Source organism: Zavarzinella formosa DSM 19928, from assembly GCF_000255705.1.
Taxonomy (GTDB): domain Bacteria; phylum Planctomycetota; class Planctomycetia; order Gemmatales; family Gemmataceae; genus Zavarzinella; species Zavarzinella formosa.
Map to the genome: position 1 here is coordinate 231,729 of NZ_JH636439.1, position 16,040 is coordinate 247,768.

A 16,040-nucleotide genomic window follows, 5' to 3' on the forward strand; every position below is an offset into this window, starting at 1 on the left:
TTGAGCGGAGATCCATGCTATGACCGCACGAGCCAGTTATCCCTCGCCGCAAGTATTGGAACTTTACAATGGCGAGGTGATGACGAGTGAAGAATTCCAAATTGCCTACGAAGCCCGGCCGGACGACGCCAAATTTGAGTTGATCGAAGGAGTCGTGCACATGGCTTCCCCGGCGAAACTCGTCCATAGCAACGGAGATCGGTTCCTAAACGGACTTACTTGGATCTATGAAGGTCGGACACCTGGCACGCATGGCGGAAACAGTGCCACCGTGAAATTTTCACCAAACACGGATCTGCAACCTGATGGATTTCTCAGAATCCTTTCCGAATACGGAGGACAAACGACGGAAACGGAAGAGGGATATCTGCGAGGCGCGCCCGAGTTTGTCATTGAGGTGTCCAATACAAGCCGATCAATTGATCTCAACGCGAAGAGGCTGGCTTATGCCCGGCACGGAGTGCTTGAATATCTGGTGTTAAATCTTCAAGAAATGCGATTTCATTGGTTTGACTTGCAAACCAACTTGGAGATTGCCATTGACCCTGACGAGATTTGTCGGGTCCGCAAATTTCCTGGTCTATGGCTCGACTGTCAGGCCATCGTCGATTACGACATTCGTCGTGCCGAAGCCACCCTTTTCGCTGGCCTGGCCTCCTCCGAACACGCGGCGTTTGTCGAAGAACTTTCCCGGCGGCGTATCACCCCGCCAGCTTCCTGACAGAGTCTGAAAGAACACGGATGTTCCAGCGTTCCCGAATTCCCCTGGCCGAATTGAACCCCAAGCGTGTCGCCGTCATCAAGCCGAGCGCGCTGGGGGATATTGTTCACTCGATGCCCTTGATTGGGGCGTTGCGGGATAAGTTTCCGGCGGCCTCCATCACGTGGGTCATCAACAAGGGATACGTTCCGCTGGTGGCGGGCCATCCGGCGATTGACGGCGTGATTCCGTTTGATCGCGGGGCCATGAAAAAAGGGTGGAAGCGGTTTGTCCGCGAATCGGGGATGTTCCTCAAGGAACTCCGGCGGGGGCGGTTTGACCTTGTGTTTGATCTCCAATGCCTGGCCCGCACGGGGTTGATGTGCCTTGCCACCGGAGCCGTCCGGCGGGTGGGGATGGGCACGGCCCGCGAGGGGGCGAGGCTGGCTTACACAGATGTGATCGAGATTCCCGAGCCGGAAAAGACGCACGCCATCGATCAATATTGGAAGGTGGCCGAGGCGTTGGGCGTCGGCGATCTGCCGAAACGCTTTGACGTTCCCGCGTCTCCCGAAGTTCGGGCTTGGGCGATGGCCCAACTCGCGGACTTGCCTCGGCCGTGGATGGCCTTCGGCGTCGGGGCGCGCTGGCTCACCAAGCGGTGGCCTCCGGAACATTTTGCCACGCTGGCGAAACAAGCCCAAGCCCGGTTCGGGGGAACGGTGTTTTTTGTGGGAACCCCGGATGAAGCCCCGCTGGCTGAACAGGTGTTTCAGGCGATTGCCGGGCCGAGGAAGAATTTTTGCGGCACGACCAGTCTGTCGCAACTCATCGGCCTGCTGGCGGTTTGTGATGTGATGGTCGCCAACGACACCGGGCCGTTGCATGTGGCGGTCGGTCTCGGCAAGCAGACGGTCGCCCCGTATACTTGCACCGTGGTTCGCCGGCACGGGCCGTACCTGCAACTGGGCGGCGTGGAAACGACCGTCTGGTGCAAGGGAAGTTACATTCGCACCTGTGACCGGCTGGAATGTATGACCGATCTTCAACCCGACCGGCTCTGGCCGGTCCTGGCACAAATCCTATCCACATGGGCATCACACTCCCGTTCCGCCTGACCCTCGCCAGCGGCTCTCGTGGCCGCCGGTATCTCATGGAAAAACTCGGCTACACGTTCGACGTGAAGCCGTCCAACGTGGACGAACCCACCGAGGCCGTCAACGGCGACATTCGGGGATACGTTCAGCATGTCGCGTGGATCAAAGCCGCCGCCGTCGGGCCGACGGTGAGCGATGGCATTGTGATTTCCGGCGATTCCGTGGCGTGGATCGACGGCCATGTCGTCGGCAAACCGGAAGACGAGGCCGACGCCCGGCGAATTCTGAAGAGCCTTTCCGGCCGGGTTCACGAACTCTGGACCGGCGTGTGCCTTTGGCGCTGCGCGGACGGCATGCAATTCCAATGGCAGGAACTCAGCCGGGTGCGGATGCGGGAATTGTCGGACGATGAACTCGACGCACTGCTGAAAACCAACCAATGGGTCGGCTGCTCCGGGGCGTATTCCATCGCGGAGGAAAACGACCCGTATCTGACGGTGGAAACCGGCACGATGTCCAACGTGATCGGATTGCCGATGGAAAGCCTGGCGGTGGCGTTGAAGGAATTCGGGCGATAAAAACGGAATAGTTTCAAGAATGCTGTCGTGTCGGGTGGCAGGGGAGTTCTCGCAAGTTGTCGCTGCCTTCGGGGAGGATGGCTTCCTCCGTCAATAGCGACGGGAAGCCCTCCCGGATTTTGAACTGAACGTGGCAACGGCCGCACATCAGCCGCACATTGTCTTCGATGATGAGTTTCGCTTCCCGCTTCGGGTCGATGGGACAGCGCAGAACTTCGAGAACTTCCGGGATAATCATGATGAGGTCATCATAGGCGGGCTAACCCCGGACGTCCCGTGTCTCATTTCTTCATTGGAGGCAGTTCTTTGGGGGGCAAGTCTTTTGAACCGTCATCGGAGATCACTTCGCCGCCGCCGCGGGTCAACAAGGCGATCAAGGTTTCGGTGCGGAGCGTTTTCTTGATGTATCTCACGGAACCGTCCGCAAAAGCCGCCTGGAAGCCATCGGTGTAGTGGCCCAACAAGTTTTTCATCGGCTTGGCGGGGTCGATCTTCAGGTCGCCCGGCTTCGACCAGATCACGGCCGATTCGTCATCGGCTTCGAGCAGCATGATCGTGTTCGATGTGCCGTCCGGCACGTCCGTGATTTTCACTCCCTTCGGCTGGTCCCACATATACCCCTCGCCCAATGGCGCCAGATACGTGGTCATGTTCTTGGCGGCGTTTTGCCGGGGACTGACGAACAATTTTACGACGGTTTCGGAAAGAGGTTTGTTGTTTTCGCTGTCCCAAGGTTCGTTTAATTTAAAACGTTGATACAGGGCGCTTTGCTCAATGTACGGCAACAGGTGAACCCGCCAGCTCAAGAGAGGCTTGCCTTCCTTGCTGACAATATCGGTGGGAAAGTGGCCGTTTACGTCGTGGTAATTGTGCAGCGCCAGCATCAGTTGTTTCAAGTTGTTCACGCTCTGCATGCGGCCGACTGCCGGGGCGGGGGGAAGTTCCTTTTTGAATTCCTTCAAGACCTCGCCAAGCTCCCATTCGTCAATGTGCTTTAATCCGTCCGTTTTGGAGCTGATGGAAGCGAGGCCCTTTTCAATTTTGAGCCGTTGTTGTGCGGCGACTGATTCGGGCAAATTCCCAGTGATGAGGTTCGCCCCCTGTTTGCGAATCAACTCCTGCGTCGATCCGATCTCCTTCAAGGCCTCAGGATTGGAGGCCATCACGGTCCACCGGACCAGAAAGCTCGGCGCCGGGCCGACCGAGAGTGAAGTCCACTTCAGTCCGCGGGTAAATTTGGTGATGCTGCCGCCGCCCAGTTCGTCCGGCAACAAAGGCGCCACCTGTTCATGGATTTTTTTCGCGTCCTCGGTGAAAGCAATGGCAATTTGAAGGGGCTCGTCCTTGCCGGCTTCCAGTGCTTCGAGCAAGTCCGGTCGTTTCACGGCCTTTCGTGCCTTGAGCACGGTGATGGCATTTTTTTTGCCGACGGCCATGCAACCGTGCAGTTTTTCGATCAGCACCTCATCGTCTTCGCCAAAGGGAAGTTTCATCAACTCGCCCAAGTCTTTCCGTTGTTCCGGCGATTCGCCGATGGGGATCAACAGGCAGGGCACGTTCGGAAAATCCGACGCCCCGTAAGTGATGAACACATCCCGCCCTCCCTTGCGGGCGAATTCCGCCAGCCAAGCCTTGGCCGTTTTCACGGCGTCGGCCATTTCCTCATTGCCCCCCTCGTTCAGGACGGCCACCAAGCCGATGAACGGGTCCAATTGCACCCGCGAGAGATCAAGCCGGGCGACAACCAGCGTCTGCTCGTCGAGAAACGGCAGCACTTTCTCGGTGAATTCGGGGGCCTTCGGCGATTGCGCCGTCAGGGGGGCGACAACCGCGAACAATAGGATCAGTGATCGGAACATGGCGGCGTCCTTAGATTATTTCACCCAAGTAATTTGATATTTCCAGGCGTTGCCCAGATTGGCCGTCTGGCCGGGCGGGGCCGGGACAATGACGGTGAATGATTTCTCGTCCATGACGTATTCAAATGGCTTGCCGCTGGCCGGGTCCGCCGGGACGGGAACCATGGTGATGTCTTCCAGTTTGGCGGGAGCCTTGCCGTGTTTTGCCGTGTGCAACCGCACCGCCTCGACCGTCCGCAGGGAGGCGATCCGGCGTTGGGTGCGAACTTGGGCGTCATACACCTTTTGGGTGGCGGGCAACAACATGCTCAGCATGATCACGAAATAGTCGGTCGGATTTTTGCGGAGGATTTTGAAATCATCCTCGGCCTTTTTCATGCCGCGGATGGCTTCCTCGGTTGGAAGGGTGAGCCACATCATGTATTCATCCCGCAGGTTCCGGTAACGGAGCACCGAATCAAGCATCACCACCTGGGCGGCGGGCATGGCGTTCACCTCGGCCTCGGGCTTTCCGGCCGCGATCAGGCTTTTCTTCGCGGCGGGGAAGGTCATCGTAATGTACATGGCCAGTCCCAGCCGTGATTCGTTGAGACCCATTTTGGGAAACCCGCTGGCGCCGGTTTCTTGGGTGAATTTCTGGATTCTGGCCCACACCGTGTCCAGCGCCAGCCGGGCTTGTTCGGCGGTCATTGGTTCTTCGATGTCCCTCGGCAGGGGCATGATGGCGTCCATCCCCCGGAGTTCCCCCTCGGCGGCCAAATCCAGCGAGATGAACGGCCGGGGCAGAGCGGTGAGCGACCAATACAGATTGGGGCATTTCGGCATTTCCAACACCCGATCCAGTTCGGTCAGGGTGACGGCGGTGATGGCCGTGCCAACCAGAAAACTGATGAGCGTGTCCGCGCGGCCCACATGTCGGCCCATGGTCAATCCCGTCTGGATGTCCCGCAGGGCCGCGTCCAAATTTCCGTCGATCTGATGCAGGCGGCAACGCACTTTCAACAGAAAAGCGAGTTCGCGGCATTTCTGAAGTTCGGGCAACAAGAGGTTGTATGCCTCGGTCGAGATGCGTTCTCCCAAGCCCCAATCACAATCCCGGCATTTGGCCGCCGCCTCGACTTCCCGGAACATTCCGGCGAAGGGTTTGATGTAATTCCGTAGTTCCTCGGCTGGGATGTCCTTCAACGGCTTTTGGAGGGTCTCGTCCATTTTTATCCGGGCATCGCCAGTTTCCTTACCGGGTCTTTGGTTCTCATACAAGAGGTGCAGCGCCCGGTGATATAGCAGAGCCGCATTGTTCCGGGATTGATCGCGATAGCTCGGCAGCAATTCGTAACGCAGAATCGGCAACGGCGGCCCGGCGGCTTTGAGTTTCAGGGCGAAGATCGTTTCCTTCGGCGGCTCCGGCGCGGGATCGCCGGCCAAACCGTTCTTGGGAGGAGCGCCGGGCTGGGCGTTGGTGACCGCCACGACAAGCAACATTCCGATCAGGGCATAACGGTTCATTCCAGATCCTCATCAAGCGGGGACGGAGCGGGCTTGTTCTTGCGGAACGGCAAACCGGGGATCGCAAACGATCCGGGGGGCGAAAACATCCCGCGATTCGGCTCTTTCACCGTGACGTCCGAACCTCCGGCGGCGTTCGACCGGGGGAGCATTTCCACCCCCCATCGCAGCACTTCCTTACGCACCTGCCACATTCGCCGGGCCTCGGAATTGTCCGGGCTTGTTTCCTCTTGGAACGGATCGATGTTCACCGGAGTGGCCGGGCTTTCCGGCACCGGCACTTTCACTTCGACGAATCGCTCCACATACACCACTTTGGGAATTTCCACATATTGAACTTCCGGCCGGGAAGGGGAAAACAGGAATCCACCCAATATGACGGTGGCGCTGGCGAACAATCCGGTGGCCGACGGCCAAACCCAAGCGGGCACGAGCGGTTGCGCGGCGGCCTTCCCAGCGGCGAACAGCAGGGCATCCCGGCTGAATGTCGCTGGTTGAGGCGCCAGACGTCGCAAAGCGTCGGCCATTGGGGTCGGGTCATCGGGGGGCATCATTTCTCCGGGGGTGTTTTGCATGGAGCTCCCATCATCTTCCGCAAGCTAACCAAACCGGCCGAGTATCGCCGCCACGCGGTGGCGGCCGATCCTCCGGTCAGTTCGGCGATTTGTTCAAAAGTAAGGCCGCCCCACAAATGGGCGACGATCACTTCCCGCTGGTCGAGGGGGAGTTTCGTCAGAGCCTCGGAGGCGGCGGTGGCGTCGAGTCCGGCAACATCGTCCGGTGGAACAAACAACAGAACGGCCTTGGCGGCCACATTCCCTTCGTGGTTCGTCCGGCGCCGTTCGGAGCGCCCGGCGCTGATGGCCGCGTTCCGGACGGAACGATACAGCCAGGCTGCCGGATGCACCGGCGTCTCCCGTTGCCGGGCGAACCGGATGAACACTTCCTGGACCACATCCTCCGGGCAACGACACCACGGCCGGGCGTATAAAATCAACGCCGCGGAATAGCGATCAATCAGGTAACCCAGCAGATCGGGATCCATTACCGGAAGGACGCTCCCCGTGACAGCTCATTTCATCGTCACTTAATCTCCCCATAAAATACCCGCGTGACCCCAAACTTCCAACCACTTGGCGACCGGGCGATTCTGGCGTCCCTGCCTGACGAGGCCGTCACCGTGGCATTCGCCGAGGCGGTTCGGGACGCCGGTTTCCCTTGGCTTGTCGATCTTGTCCCCGCGTATCTGACCGTCGGCGTGTTCTTTGACGCTTCGATGACGCTGGCGACTGTCCGAACCGAGTTGGGGCGACTGGTCGTTGGTTCTCGGACAGTCAGACCAACGACACTCCATCGCATTCCGTGCTGTTATGATTTCGACTTGGATCTGCCCCGCGTGTCCGAACACACGGCCATGTCCTTCGAGGAGATCATCTGCCAGCACACGGGCGGCCCCTATACGGTATACGCCATCGGCTTCGTCCCCGGTTTTCCCTATTTGGGCTATTTGCCGGAAGCCCTGACAGGCGTGCCCCGGCTTCCCAGCCCCCGATTGCGGGTGGAACCCGGCAGCGTTGGCCTCACGGCTCGCCAGACGGGAATCTATCCGTTACCCCGTCCCGGCGGATGGAATCTGATCGGCCGAACGCCGTTGGAACTGGTGAATTTGGCGGATGGATATTTCCCCATCGCCGTGGGGGATCAAGTCAGTTTTGAGCGGATCGACCGCAAGGAGTTTCAGCGGCTGGAGGGAGAACGACTATAGGGTTAAAGGTAGCCCTCATGGGTGATTCTTTAACATTCGCAACCCCGTCAAACCCTGCCGATTCTGCGGATTATGCCAAAATCATCTGGCGAACCCATCGGGAATTCGGCAACCAACATCGCATTATGTTTACGCGCGAACCCTTTCCCGGCGATATTTCTCAGATGCCCTCCCAAGGGTGTTCCGAGCATCGGTCAGCGGTCCCAGCCGAATGACTGATTGAAAGACCTCTCTTGTCAGACGGACTCCAAAGTTCCGCATCAGGAGAGTGGTATCGTGCCGTTGTCTTCCCTGACCGATTCGATCGGTTTGGTTGACTCGCAGACCGAAGGTTCCGAAGTCGCGTTGGCCGAGGCGATCACCCGTCGCATCAGCCAGCCGCGTTACGACCTTTGGTTTCGTGGTCACACCAAGTTCGTTTTCCTTGGCGACCGGCTGGTCGTCGGGGTTCCGAACCTGCATTTTCACGATTGGTTGCAAAAGACCTTCACCGACGACATTCGTGTCGCCGCATCGGAGGTCTTCGGCAGCCCCGTGGCCGTGCAGTTTGCGATTGATCCGGATTTGTTCCGCGCCTTGCGGCAGGAACAAGAATCCACCGAATCGGCCCCCGTTCCGGCCGCCCGCACTGGCACGGTCAAACCGTCCACCCGACCTGTCACGCCCGGCCCGGCTGTTTCCCCGAAACAGCCTCCGGCGGCGAAGGTCGAGGAACGCAAACCGAATGCCATTGAGGAAAAGGTTGCCGAGTTTCGCAAGCCAAAACGCCGGTGGAAGTCACTTGGGGATTTTGTTCCCGGCATGTCAAACCGGGTGGCCCATTCCTCGGCCCAGGCCGTCGTTGACGAACCGGGGCAGGGGGCGAATCCGCTGGTGATCTACGGGCCGACCGGCACGGGCAAAACCCACCTGCTGGAAGGCGTCTACCTCGGGCTGCGGAAGCGGTATTCGGATCAAAAGGTGGTGTTCATCGCCGCCGAGGATTTCATGAACCGCTTTCTGGCGGCCGTCCACCAGAACAAGCAGGGAAGTTTCCGCAAGCAATACCGCGAATGCTTTGCCTTCCTGATCGATGACCTGTCGTTCCTCGCGGGCAAGAAGGCCACGCAGGTGGAATTCCTGCATACCTTTGACGCTCTGATCTCCGAGGGAACGCAAGTGGTCATCACCTGCGATTGCCACCCTCGCCTGACCGAAGACCTGATGCCGGAACTCGCTGACCGCTTGTTGGGCGGGGCCGTCTGGGGGGTGATGCCGCCGGACCCGGAAACTCGCCTCTCGCTCCTGCGGGCCAAGTCCGCGACGGGAACCGCCCGCATTCCGGACGAAGTGTTGAAGTTTCTGGCGTCCAACCTGCGGGGCAATGTCCGCGAACTGGAAGGGGCCATCCACGGGCTGACCCATTACGCTCGCGTCACCAACAAACCGGTGACACGGGATCTGGCCCGCGAAGCGCTGGGCGATCTGCTTCGGCATGCGGTGAAAGTCGTGCATCTAAAGGATGTGGATACGACCGTCTGCGCCGTGTTGAAGTTGGAACCGCGAAGCCTGCAATCAAAGTCCAAGGCTTGGGCCATCAGTCATTCCCGGATGATCGCCATTTATCTGGCCCGCAAGCACACGTCGGCCAGTTATGGCGAAGTGAGCATTCACTTTGGCAACAAGACGCACAGCACGGCCGTGGCAGCCGAGAAGAAGGTGCGGGCGTGGATCGAGAAGAACGGATCGATCAAGGCCGGCGATCATGAATGGCGGGTGCGGGAGTTGATCGATCGCATCGAGCGGGAGTTGCTGGGACGGTGAACCGGAAAAATGCGGGCAATTCACTGCCCGCTTGATTCAAATCATCTCTCATTCATGCCTGTTTTCCTAGACTGATTTCATCCTCTTCATGTTCGGGGTTCTGGTCATGAGACTGGCGGCCGTCGGTGTTTTGTTGTTGGTTGCTTCCGTCGGGATGGCTCAAGCCCCCGCGGACAACGCGGTCACGATTCGGTATGTGCTTTCGCTTCGCCAGCCGGACGGCGGTTTTGTCTCCCACAAGCCGGACCCCAAGGGAGCCAAGGAAACCAACTCGTCGCTACGAGCCACCTCGGCGGCCGTGCGGGCGATCAAGTATCTGGGTGGAGAACTCCCCAACCGGGAACTGACGGCCAAGTTCGTCGAATCGTGTTACGACCCCGCCAGCGGAACTTTCGCGGACACGCCAAAGGGCAAGGGTGACATCACCCTGACGGCTGTTGGCATGATGGCCGCCGCGGAACTTCTGCCGAAGTTTGATTATGATCCCGCCATCAGATACCTGACGGCCAACGCCAAAACCTTCGAGGAACGCCGGATCGCCGTGGCCGGGATGGAGGCCGGAAAGAAGTTTGCCCCGGTGACGGCCCAATGGTTTGCGGAGACGGAAAAGACCCGCAACCCGGATGGAACTTACGGCAAGGGTGATGCCCTCGCCCGTGATACCGGCGGCACGGCGGCCATGATTGTCCGGGCCGGGGGCAAGATTCCCGCCGAGCAGTTGAAGGCGGTCGTCGCAGCCATCCAAAACGGCCAGCGGGCCGACGGCGGCTTCGGCAAAGCCGGTGAAGGCTCGGATTTGGAGACAAGCTACCGGGTGATGCGGGCAATGTACTTGCTAAAGATCGAACCAAAAGATCCGGCGGCCTTGCGGCAATTTCTCTCGATGTGCGCCAATAAGGATGGCGGCTATGCCGTGCAACCGGGCAACCCCTCCGGCGCCGGATCGACCTATTACGCGGCGGCGATCATGGGCTGGATGAAGAAATGACCAATGCCTGAATGATCAATGACCAATGAAAAAGCCGCAGACATCTTTGCCCTGCGGCTTTTTTCATGGGTTGCACAGCGGGTTTATAAAGCGGCTTTGCGGGCCTTTCTTGCGGCGATGAATGATCGAACACACAATCCGACGAAGGCCGCGCTCAGGACGATCATCAAAGCCCCGGCCACGGTGCCGGATTTGGTGAAATCAAATTGATTGCGAACCAACGGCATCACACCGCCGATGGCGCCGAGCAGGCCGACCATCGCGGCCAGGTGCATCACATGCTTCCGCAAACCAGGCTTTGCCAGCACGATCAAACCGCACAGGATCAGAACCGCCCCGAATCCCACCGGGATCAATGCCGTGGGGGATGTCCCTTTTTCACCCACTTCCCCAAATGTCGTCGGGGCCAGATAGCCGATCAGGCCCACGCCGGTGAGCAGCAGGCCGAAGAGAATCGAAATCGGAGCCATCAGTTACCTTGAGTTTCTCGTTGTTTGTGAAGCCTTGGGCATTTTAGAAGCTGATGTGTGGAAATGCGATTTTCTCGGCATTTCAGGCCAATTTCTGACATTATTGTCATCAACCGATAACATAATACGCATGTTTAACCTCCCCGCTTTGCTTCGATCTGTTCAGGAACGGGTAAAACCGCCCGTCCTCGTGCTTCTGGGTTCCCCAAATCAAGCGGCCACGCTGTGCGCCGCCCTCGGGGATATCGAGACCGTGTGTTACCAAGTTGACCTGCACCAAGCCGGCAAACTTCGGCGGCTGCTGGAAGAGCACGCCTCGCCGACCACCGATGAACCGCCGCCGGAAACGGAGGACTTGTCGGAAGCCGACGAGACCGAACCGGAAAAACCCGATGTGTGGGTCGCCCCCAAGGAACTCACGTCCAAAGTGGTCGTCGAGGTCAAACCGGATGTGTGGGATTTGCCTCCTCGCTTCAACACGGTGATCTTTCCGGTGTCGGCCCACGGTGAACGCGAGTTCAAACTCGACCTGTTGGAACAGGCTTACCATGTGCTTGCCCCCAAGGGGGTGTTCATTTCGCTGTCGGAATATCAGAAGGATCAACTGCTGCCGAAAGCCCATAAGAAGCTTTTCGGCAAATGCAGCGAACTTCCGGCGAGCAAGCTGGGTAGCGTCTTTTGGAGTGTCCAAGACGGCGACAAACCTCGCCGCCGACATCAACTGACTTATAACGCGAAGATCGCCGAAGGGCCGTCGCACACGTTCATTTCCCGGCCGGGAGTCTTCGGTTACGGCGAACTGGACAAAGGCGCGAGGGCGTTACTAGAGGCCGCCGAGATCAAGCCGGGTGACCGGGTGTTGGATCTCGGTTGCGGCGTCGGCTCGGTCGGCGTGCTGGCGATGGACCGGGCCGGAGCGGAGGGGCATGTTACCTTCGTGGACAGCAATATCCGGGCATTGGCCGTCTCGGCCGAGAATGCGACGGCCAACGGGGTGAAGGATTTCACCTGCCACGCCTCGGTGAGTATCGACGGCCTGTCTCCTGCGAGTTTCGATGTGGTGCTGGCAAACCCGCCGTATTACGCCAACTCGTGGATCGCCCAAATGTTCATCGAGAAGGCGAGGGAACTGTTGAAGCCAGGCGGTCGGTTGTTCCTAGTCACGAAGATGGTGAACCATGTCGCCCCGGTGATGGCCGAGATCTTCCCCGATTCGACATGGGAAGAACGACGCGGATACTACGTGATGCGAGGGGACGCGACATGACGGCCGAAGAAGTGATTGAGCTGTTGAAACTCGATCCACACCCCGTCGAAGGGGGCTTTTTCCGCGAGACCTACCGCAGCCGGGCGACATTGCCTGGCCAAGTGTTGCCGGACCACGGGTACGAACGTTCTGTCAGCACAGCCATCTATTACCTGTTGACACCGAAGACCGTCTCCGCATTGCACCGTTTGCCGGGCGATGAAGTGTTTCACTTCTATCTCGGTGACCCGGTGAACATGCTCCAACTGTGGCCGGACGGCTCGACGAAGACTCTCACCATCGGCAACGATCTGGCGAAGGGACATCAACCACAACTGGTCGTCCCGGCGGGAGTTTGGCAGGGGAGCGTGTTGCAAGACGGCGGGAAGTTCGCCCTGCTCGGGGCGACCATGGCTCCCGGTTTTGATTTCGCCGACTATGTCTCAGGTTTGCGGGAAGAATTGACGGCCCGATATCCGGGTGAGAAAGAGTTGATTGCCCGGCTGACGGATTGATCACGTTTTGTCGAGCCGGACCAATTGCGATTCCGGCTCGACAATGTCATTTTCAACGATCAGGTCTTTGTTTCGGCACTGCTTTCCAACGCCGCCATCTTCGCCGCATATTCGGCGTTCTTCCGGTCCCAGCGATCCTTCACCCATTGGATCGTGTAATAAAATACGGGTGTGAGGAACAAACCGAAGACGGTCACGCCGGTCATCCCTGCGAAGACGGCGGTTCCCAACGCCCGCCGCATTTCGGCCCCGGCCCCCTCGGCAATCAACAGCGGAACCACGCCGAAGATAAACGCCACCGAGGTCATGATGATCGGCCGCAACCGGAGTTTACAGGCTTGCAAGGTGGCTTCCCGCCTTGGCATTCCTTCTTCCCGTTTTTGTTTGGCAAATTCCACGATCAGGATGGCGTTTTTACAAGCCAGCCCGACCAGCACGATAAATCCGACTTGTGTGAAAATGTTGATATCCTGCCCGGCCAGCCGGATGCCAATGCCGGCGCTCAACAGACACATCGGCACGACGAGAATCACCGCCAGCGGCAACGCCCAACTTTCGTATTGGGCGGCCAGCACCAAGAAGGCCAGCACCACCGCCAGAAGGAAGGCCTTCATGGCGGTATCTTTCGTTTGAAGTTGAAGCAGGGCCAGTTCCGTCCATTCGGATTTTAAGCCGGGCAAGAGTTCCTGATTGGCGATTCGTTCGGCCGTGTTGATTGCCTGTCCGGAACTGACGCCCACGGCCGGGTCCACGTTCACCGTCGCGGCCGGGTAGAGGTTATAACGTTGAATCATCACCGGGCCTGTTGCCTCCTTCACGGAGAGGAATGCCGCCACGGGAACCATCTCCCCGGAATCGTTCCGCACATGCACCGACTTGAGGTCCTCGGCCTTCTTCCGGAAGCGGTTGTCGGCTTGCACATTCACCTGCCATGTCCGGCCGAACTTGTTGAAGTCGTTCACGTACAACGAACCAAAATACACTTGAAGCGTGTTGATGATCTCGGCCACGGAGACATTCATCGACTTGGCGGCCACGCGGTCGACTTCCAGTTTCAGCCAGGGCGTGTCGGCCCGATACCCCGTGAAACAATTGCGGAGATCGCTGACATCACTGGCGGCGGCCACCACCTGTCGGGCCGAGGCTTGCAACAACATCGGGTCCACATCGGACGGATCTTGGATCACCAGGCTGAACCCGCCGGATGTTCCCAGCCCGTCCACCGCCGGAGCACTGAATACGTTCAACAAGGCTCCGGGGACTTGTTCGGAGAAGATCCCCTGAAGTTTCGCGGCAATGGCGTCGGCCGAGCGATCTGATTCGAGGCGGTCGCCGAAGGGATCGAGCATCACATAGACGGTGCCGAAATTCGGGGCGTTGGCCCCAAGTTGTACCGACTGCCCGCCGATGGCCACGGTATGGCTGACGCCGGGCATCTCGCGGGCGATTGTTTCGATTCGCCGCATCACCTGCTCCGTACGGGTGACGGAGGCAGAGTCGGGCAGTTGCACATTCACCAACAGGTATCCCTTGTCCTGCGGGGGAATGAACCCCGAGGGGGTGTTGGCGAATGTCGTGATCGTGAGATAAATCAATACCCCATACACCGCCAGCGGCAGGATGGTCACTCGCAATAATCCGCGAACGGCCAGCAGATAACCGCCGGTGCAAAAATCAAAAACCACGTTGAACCAGCGGAAGAACATCGCCAGCACAAAATTGAGCGGCCGGGAGACATACCAACCCAGCATCCCGCCGGCAAAGGCCGTGACACCCAGGATGATCGGGGACCAAAACCGTTGGGGCACGAATTGCGCCCATTCCAGCGGGATCTTTGGGATCACCCGTTCCGGCAACAGTGTCCAGCCGAAATACAACACCAAGCCGACCGCCAGACTGAAGTAGGCCGCCTTCGGCAACGGGTCGTGGTTTTGTTCGTCTCCCTTCTTCAACAGCAAGGCACACAGAGCCGGGCTGAGCGTGAGGGAATTAAACGCGGAAATCAACGTGCTGACGGCGATGGTCACCGCGAATTGCCGGAAGAACTGCCCGATGATCCCGGAAATGAACACGCACGGAATGAACACGGCCGCCAGCACCAATCCCACCGCAATCACCGGGCCGGACACCTCATCCATCGCCTGCGCGGTGGCGTCTCTCGGTCGCATCCCGTGATCGATGTGATGCTGCACCGCCTCGACGACCACGATGGCGTCATCGACCACGATCCCGACCGCCAGCACCAGCCCGAACAGCGTCAGGTTGTTCAGCGAATAGCCGAACACGGCCATCGCCCCGAAGGTGCCGACGATGGCCACCGGCACGGCCGCCAGCGGAATGATGGCTGCCCGCCAGCTTTGCAGGAACACCAGCATCACCACCCCGACCAGCACCACGGCATCGAACAGTGTTTTGAAGACTTCTTTCACCGATTCATCAATAAACGGCGTCGTGTCGTACACGATGGCGTAATCCACTCCCTGCGGGAAGCGGGCTTTCAGATCCTCCATCTTTTTGCGAACGTCTTTCGCCGTGTCGATGGCGTTCGAGCCCGGCAATTGATAAACGCTGAGAGCCACGGAAGGCTTGCCGTCGAGGGTGCAAGTCTGGTCGTAGCCTGTCGCCCCAAGTTCGACGCGGGCGACATCTCGCATCCGCACCACCCGGCCGTTGTCGTCCGATTTCAAAATCATGTCGGAAAACTGGTCTTCGTCCGCCAGTCGTCCCAGCGTGTTGATCGTGTATTGGAAACTCTGTCCGTTCGGCACCGGCGGCTGGCCGATCTGTCCGGCGGCCACTTGGGCGTTTTGCTGTTCGATGGCGTGAATCACATCTGTGGCGGAGAGACCGCGAATGGTCATCTTCTCGGGGTCCAGCCAGAGCCGCATCGAATAATCGCGTTGCCCCAAATAGGTGATGTCCCCCACGCCGGAGACACGGGAAAGTTCGTCACGCAATTGAATCGTCGCGTAGTTGCTCAGATATAGGTTGTCCCGCGTGGCATCCGGGCTGAACAGGTTAATAATCATCAACACTGTCGGCGATTTCTTCTTCACCAACACGCCTCGCCGTTTCACAAGGTCCGGCAACACTGGCTGGGCCAGATTCACACGGTTTTGCACCAACACTTGGGCGATGTTCAAATCCGTGCCTGGCTTGAAGGTCACGGTGAGCGTGTATCCTCCGTCGTTTGTGGAACGGGAGGTCATGTACATCATGTCCTCGACGCCGTTGACCTGCTGCTCGATGGGGGCCGCCACGGTGTCCCCCACGGTGCGCGCATTCGCCCCCGGATACACGGCGGATACTTCCACCGTCGGCGGCGTGATCTCCGGATATTGGGCCACGGGTAGCGTAAACAACGCCACCGTCCCCGCCAGCACGATGATGATGGACAGCACGCTGGCGAAGATCGGCCGGTCGATGAAAAAGCGTGTGAACAAGTGGGAAACTGGGGTTTAAGGTTTAGGGTTTAGGGCGTGAAAAACAAACCTCACCCCCTAACCCCCTCTC

15 protein-coding genes are annotated in these 16,040 nt (G+C 58.9%); 8 read left to right on the forward strand and 7 right to left on the reverse strand.

Annotation, left to right across the window (positions count from 1 at the left end):
* Nucleotides 1-19 precede the first annotated feature (19 nt).
* The 3 genes from BGIM_RS0101910 to BGIM_RS0101920 are packed head-to-tail and all read left to right on the forward strand — an operon-like array spanning nt 20 to nt 2,375.
* Nucleotides 20-721 (forward strand): Uma2 family endonuclease, encoded by a 702-nt coding sequence (locus tag BGIM_RS0101910; RefSeq protein WP_020468109.1) that lies wholly within the window; start codon nt 20-22, stop codon nt 719-721.
* Nucleotides 722-741: 20 nt separating this feature from the next.
* A complete protein-coding gene (locus BGIM_RS0101915; protein WP_020468110.1) occupies nt 742-1,818 on the forward strand; it encodes a glycosyltransferase family 9 protein in 1,077 nt (358 codons plus the stop codon).
* Nucleotides 1,791-2,375 carry a Maf family protein gene (locus BGIM_RS0101920; protein ID WP_020468111.1) on the forward strand — a complete coding sequence of 195 codons (585 nt, stop codon included), beginning with the start codon at nt 1,791-1,793 and terminating at the stop codon, nt 2,373-2,375. Before BGIM_RS0101915 ends, BGIM_RS0101920 begins: the two co-directional genes overlap by 28 nt.
* A 13-nt stretch (nt 2,376-2,388) precedes the next feature.
* Here BGIM_RS0101920 and BGIM_RS48265 read toward each other — a convergent pair whose 3' ends face one another.
* The 5 genes from BGIM_RS48265 to BGIM_RS0101945 are packed head-to-tail and all read right to left on the reverse strand — an operon-like array spanning nt 2,389 to nt 6,785.
* Nucleotides 2,389-2,613 carry a hypothetical protein gene (locus tag BGIM_RS48265; protein ID WP_020468112.1) on the reverse strand — a complete coding sequence of 75 codons (225 nt, stop codon included), beginning with the start codon at nt 2,611-2,613 and terminating at the stop codon, nt 2,389-2,391.
* A 43-nt stretch (nt 2,614-2,656) separates the two neighbouring features.
* Entirely contained in the window at nt 2,657-4,234 is a 1,578-nt protein-coding gene (locus BGIM_RS0101930; protein WP_020468113.1) for a DUF1559 family PulG-like putative transporter, read from the reverse strand.
* A gap of 15 nt (nt 4,235-4,249) precedes the next feature.
* Nucleotides 4,250-5,740 carry a hypothetical protein gene (locus BGIM_RS0101935; RefSeq protein WP_020468114.1) on the reverse strand — a complete coding sequence of 497 codons (1,491 nt, stop codon included), beginning with the start codon at nt 5,738-5,740 and terminating at the stop codon, nt 4,250-4,252.
* Entirely contained in the window at nt 5,737-6,315 is a 579-nt protein-coding gene (locus BGIM_RS0101940; protein ID WP_029629658.1) for a hypothetical protein, read from the reverse strand. Before BGIM_RS0101940 ends, BGIM_RS0101935 begins: the two co-directional genes overlap by 4 nt.
* Nucleotides 6,291-6,785 (reverse strand): RNA polymerase sigma factor, encoded by a 495-nt coding sequence (locus BGIM_RS0101945; RefSeq protein ID WP_020468116.1) that lies wholly within the window; start codon nt 6,783-6,785, stop codon nt 6,291-6,293. Before BGIM_RS0101945 ends, BGIM_RS0101940 begins: the two co-directional genes overlap by 25 nt.
* Before the next feature lie 66 nt (nt 6,786-6,851).
* On the opposite strand from BGIM_RS0101945, the gene BGIM_RS0101950 reads away from it, so the two are divergent.
* From BGIM_RS0101950 to BGIM_RS48270, 3 genes are all read left to right on the forward strand, one after another.
* Entirely contained in the window at nt 6,852-7,505 is a 654-nt protein-coding gene (locus BGIM_RS0101950; protein WP_020468117.1) for a 5-oxoprolinase subunit B family protein, read from the forward strand.
* Nucleotides 7,506-7,781: 276 nt separating this feature from the next.
* Nucleotides 7,782-9,308, forward strand: a complete 1,527-nt coding sequence (locus BGIM_RS0101955; RefSeq protein ID WP_020468118.1) for a DnaA ATPase domain-containing protein — start codon at nt 7,782-7,784, stop codon at nt 9,306-9,308.
* Between the two features lie 106 nt (nt 9,309-9,414).
* Nucleotides 9,415-10,296, forward strand: coding sequence for a prenyltransferase/squalene oxidase repeat-containing protein (locus BGIM_RS48270; protein WP_020468119.1), 882 nt, complete (start codon nt 9,415-9,417; stop codon nt 10,294-10,296).
* 83 nt (nt 10,297-10,379) lie between these two features.
* Here the strand turns inward: BGIM_RS48270 and BGIM_RS0101965 are convergent, their stop codons facing one another.
* Nucleotides 10,380-10,766: a hypothetical protein gene (locus tag BGIM_RS0101965; RefSeq protein ID WP_020468120.1), complete on the reverse strand. Its 387-nt coding sequence runs from the start codon at nt 10,764-10,766 to the stop codon at nt 10,380-10,382.
* A gap of 130 nt (nt 10,767-10,896) precedes the next feature.
* Between BGIM_RS0101965 and BGIM_RS56810 the strand changes: the two genes are divergently transcribed.
* Nucleotides 10,897-12,033 carry a class I SAM-dependent methyltransferase gene (locus BGIM_RS56810; protein ID WP_020468121.1) on the forward strand — a complete coding sequence of 379 codons (1,137 nt, stop codon included), beginning with the start codon at nt 10,897-10,899 and terminating at the stop codon, nt 12,031-12,033.
* Nucleotides 12,030-12,527, forward strand: coding sequence for a cupin domain-containing protein (locus BGIM_RS0101975; protein WP_020468122.1), 498 nt, complete (start codon nt 12,030-12,032; stop codon nt 12,525-12,527). The genes BGIM_RS56810 and BGIM_RS0101975 overlap by 4 nt, the downstream gene beginning before the upstream one ends.
* 59 nt (nt 12,528-12,586) lie before the next feature.
* Here BGIM_RS0101975 and BGIM_RS0101980 read toward each other — a convergent pair whose 3' ends face one another.
* Entirely contained in the window at nt 12,587-15,970 is a 3,384-nt protein-coding gene (locus tag BGIM_RS0101980) for an efflux RND transporter permease subunit (RefSeq protein ID WP_020468123.1), read from the reverse strand.
* Nucleotides 15,971-16,040: the final 70 nt, after the last annotated feature.

What these genes read in the sequence shown, in the direction of transcription:
- BGIM_RS0101935 (WP_020468114.1), bottom strand. Translation starts at nt 5,740, where the DNA reads ATGAACCGTTATGCCCTGATCGGAATGTTGCTTGTCGTGGCGGTCACC.
- BGIM_RS0101975 (WP_020468122.1), top strand. Translation starts at nt 12,030, where the DNA reads ATGACGGCCGAAGAAGTGATTGAGCTGTTGAAACTCGATCCACACCCC.
- BGIM_RS48265 (WP_020468112.1), bottom strand. Translation starts at nt 2,613, where the DNA reads ATGATTATCCCGGAAGTTCTCGAAGTTCTGCGCTGTCCCATCGACCCG.
- BGIM_RS0101910 (WP_020468109.1), top strand. Translation starts at nt 20, where the DNA reads ATGACCGCACGAGCCAGTTATCCCTCGCCGCAAGTATTGGAACTTTAC.
- BGIM_RS48270 (WP_020468119.1), top strand. Translation starts at nt 9,415, where the DNA reads ATGAGACTGGCGGCCGTCGGTGTTTTGTTGTTGGTTGCTTCCGTCGGG.
- BGIM_RS0101915 (WP_020468110.1), top strand. Translation starts at nt 742, where the DNA reads ATGTTCCAGCGTTCCCGAATTCCCCTGGCCGAATTGAACCCCAAGCGT.
- BGIM_RS0101940 (WP_029629658.1), bottom strand. Translation starts at nt 6,315, where the DNA reads ATGCAAAACACCCCCGGAGAAATGATGCCCCCCGATGACCCGACCCCA.
- BGIM_RS56810 (WP_020468121.1), top strand. Translation starts at nt 10,897, where the DNA reads ATGTTTAACCTCCCCGCTTTGCTTCGATCTGTTCAGGAACGGGTAAAA.
- BGIM_RS0101920 (WP_020468111.1), top strand. Translation starts at nt 1,791, where the DNA reads ATGGGCATCACACTCCCGTTCCGCCTGACCCTCGCCAGCGGCTCTCGT.
- BGIM_RS0101945 (WP_020468116.1), bottom strand. Translation starts at nt 6,785, where the DNA reads ATGGATCCCGATCTGCTGGGTTACCTGATTGATCGCTATTCCGCGGCG.
- BGIM_RS0101965 (WP_020468120.1), bottom strand. Translation starts at nt 10,766, where the DNA reads ATGGCTCCGATTTCGATTCTCTTCGGCCTGCTGCTCACCGGCGTGGGC.
- BGIM_RS0101930 (WP_020468113.1), bottom strand. Translation starts at nt 4,234, where the DNA reads ATGTTCCGATCACTGATCCTATTGTTCGCGGTTGTCGCCCCCCTGACG.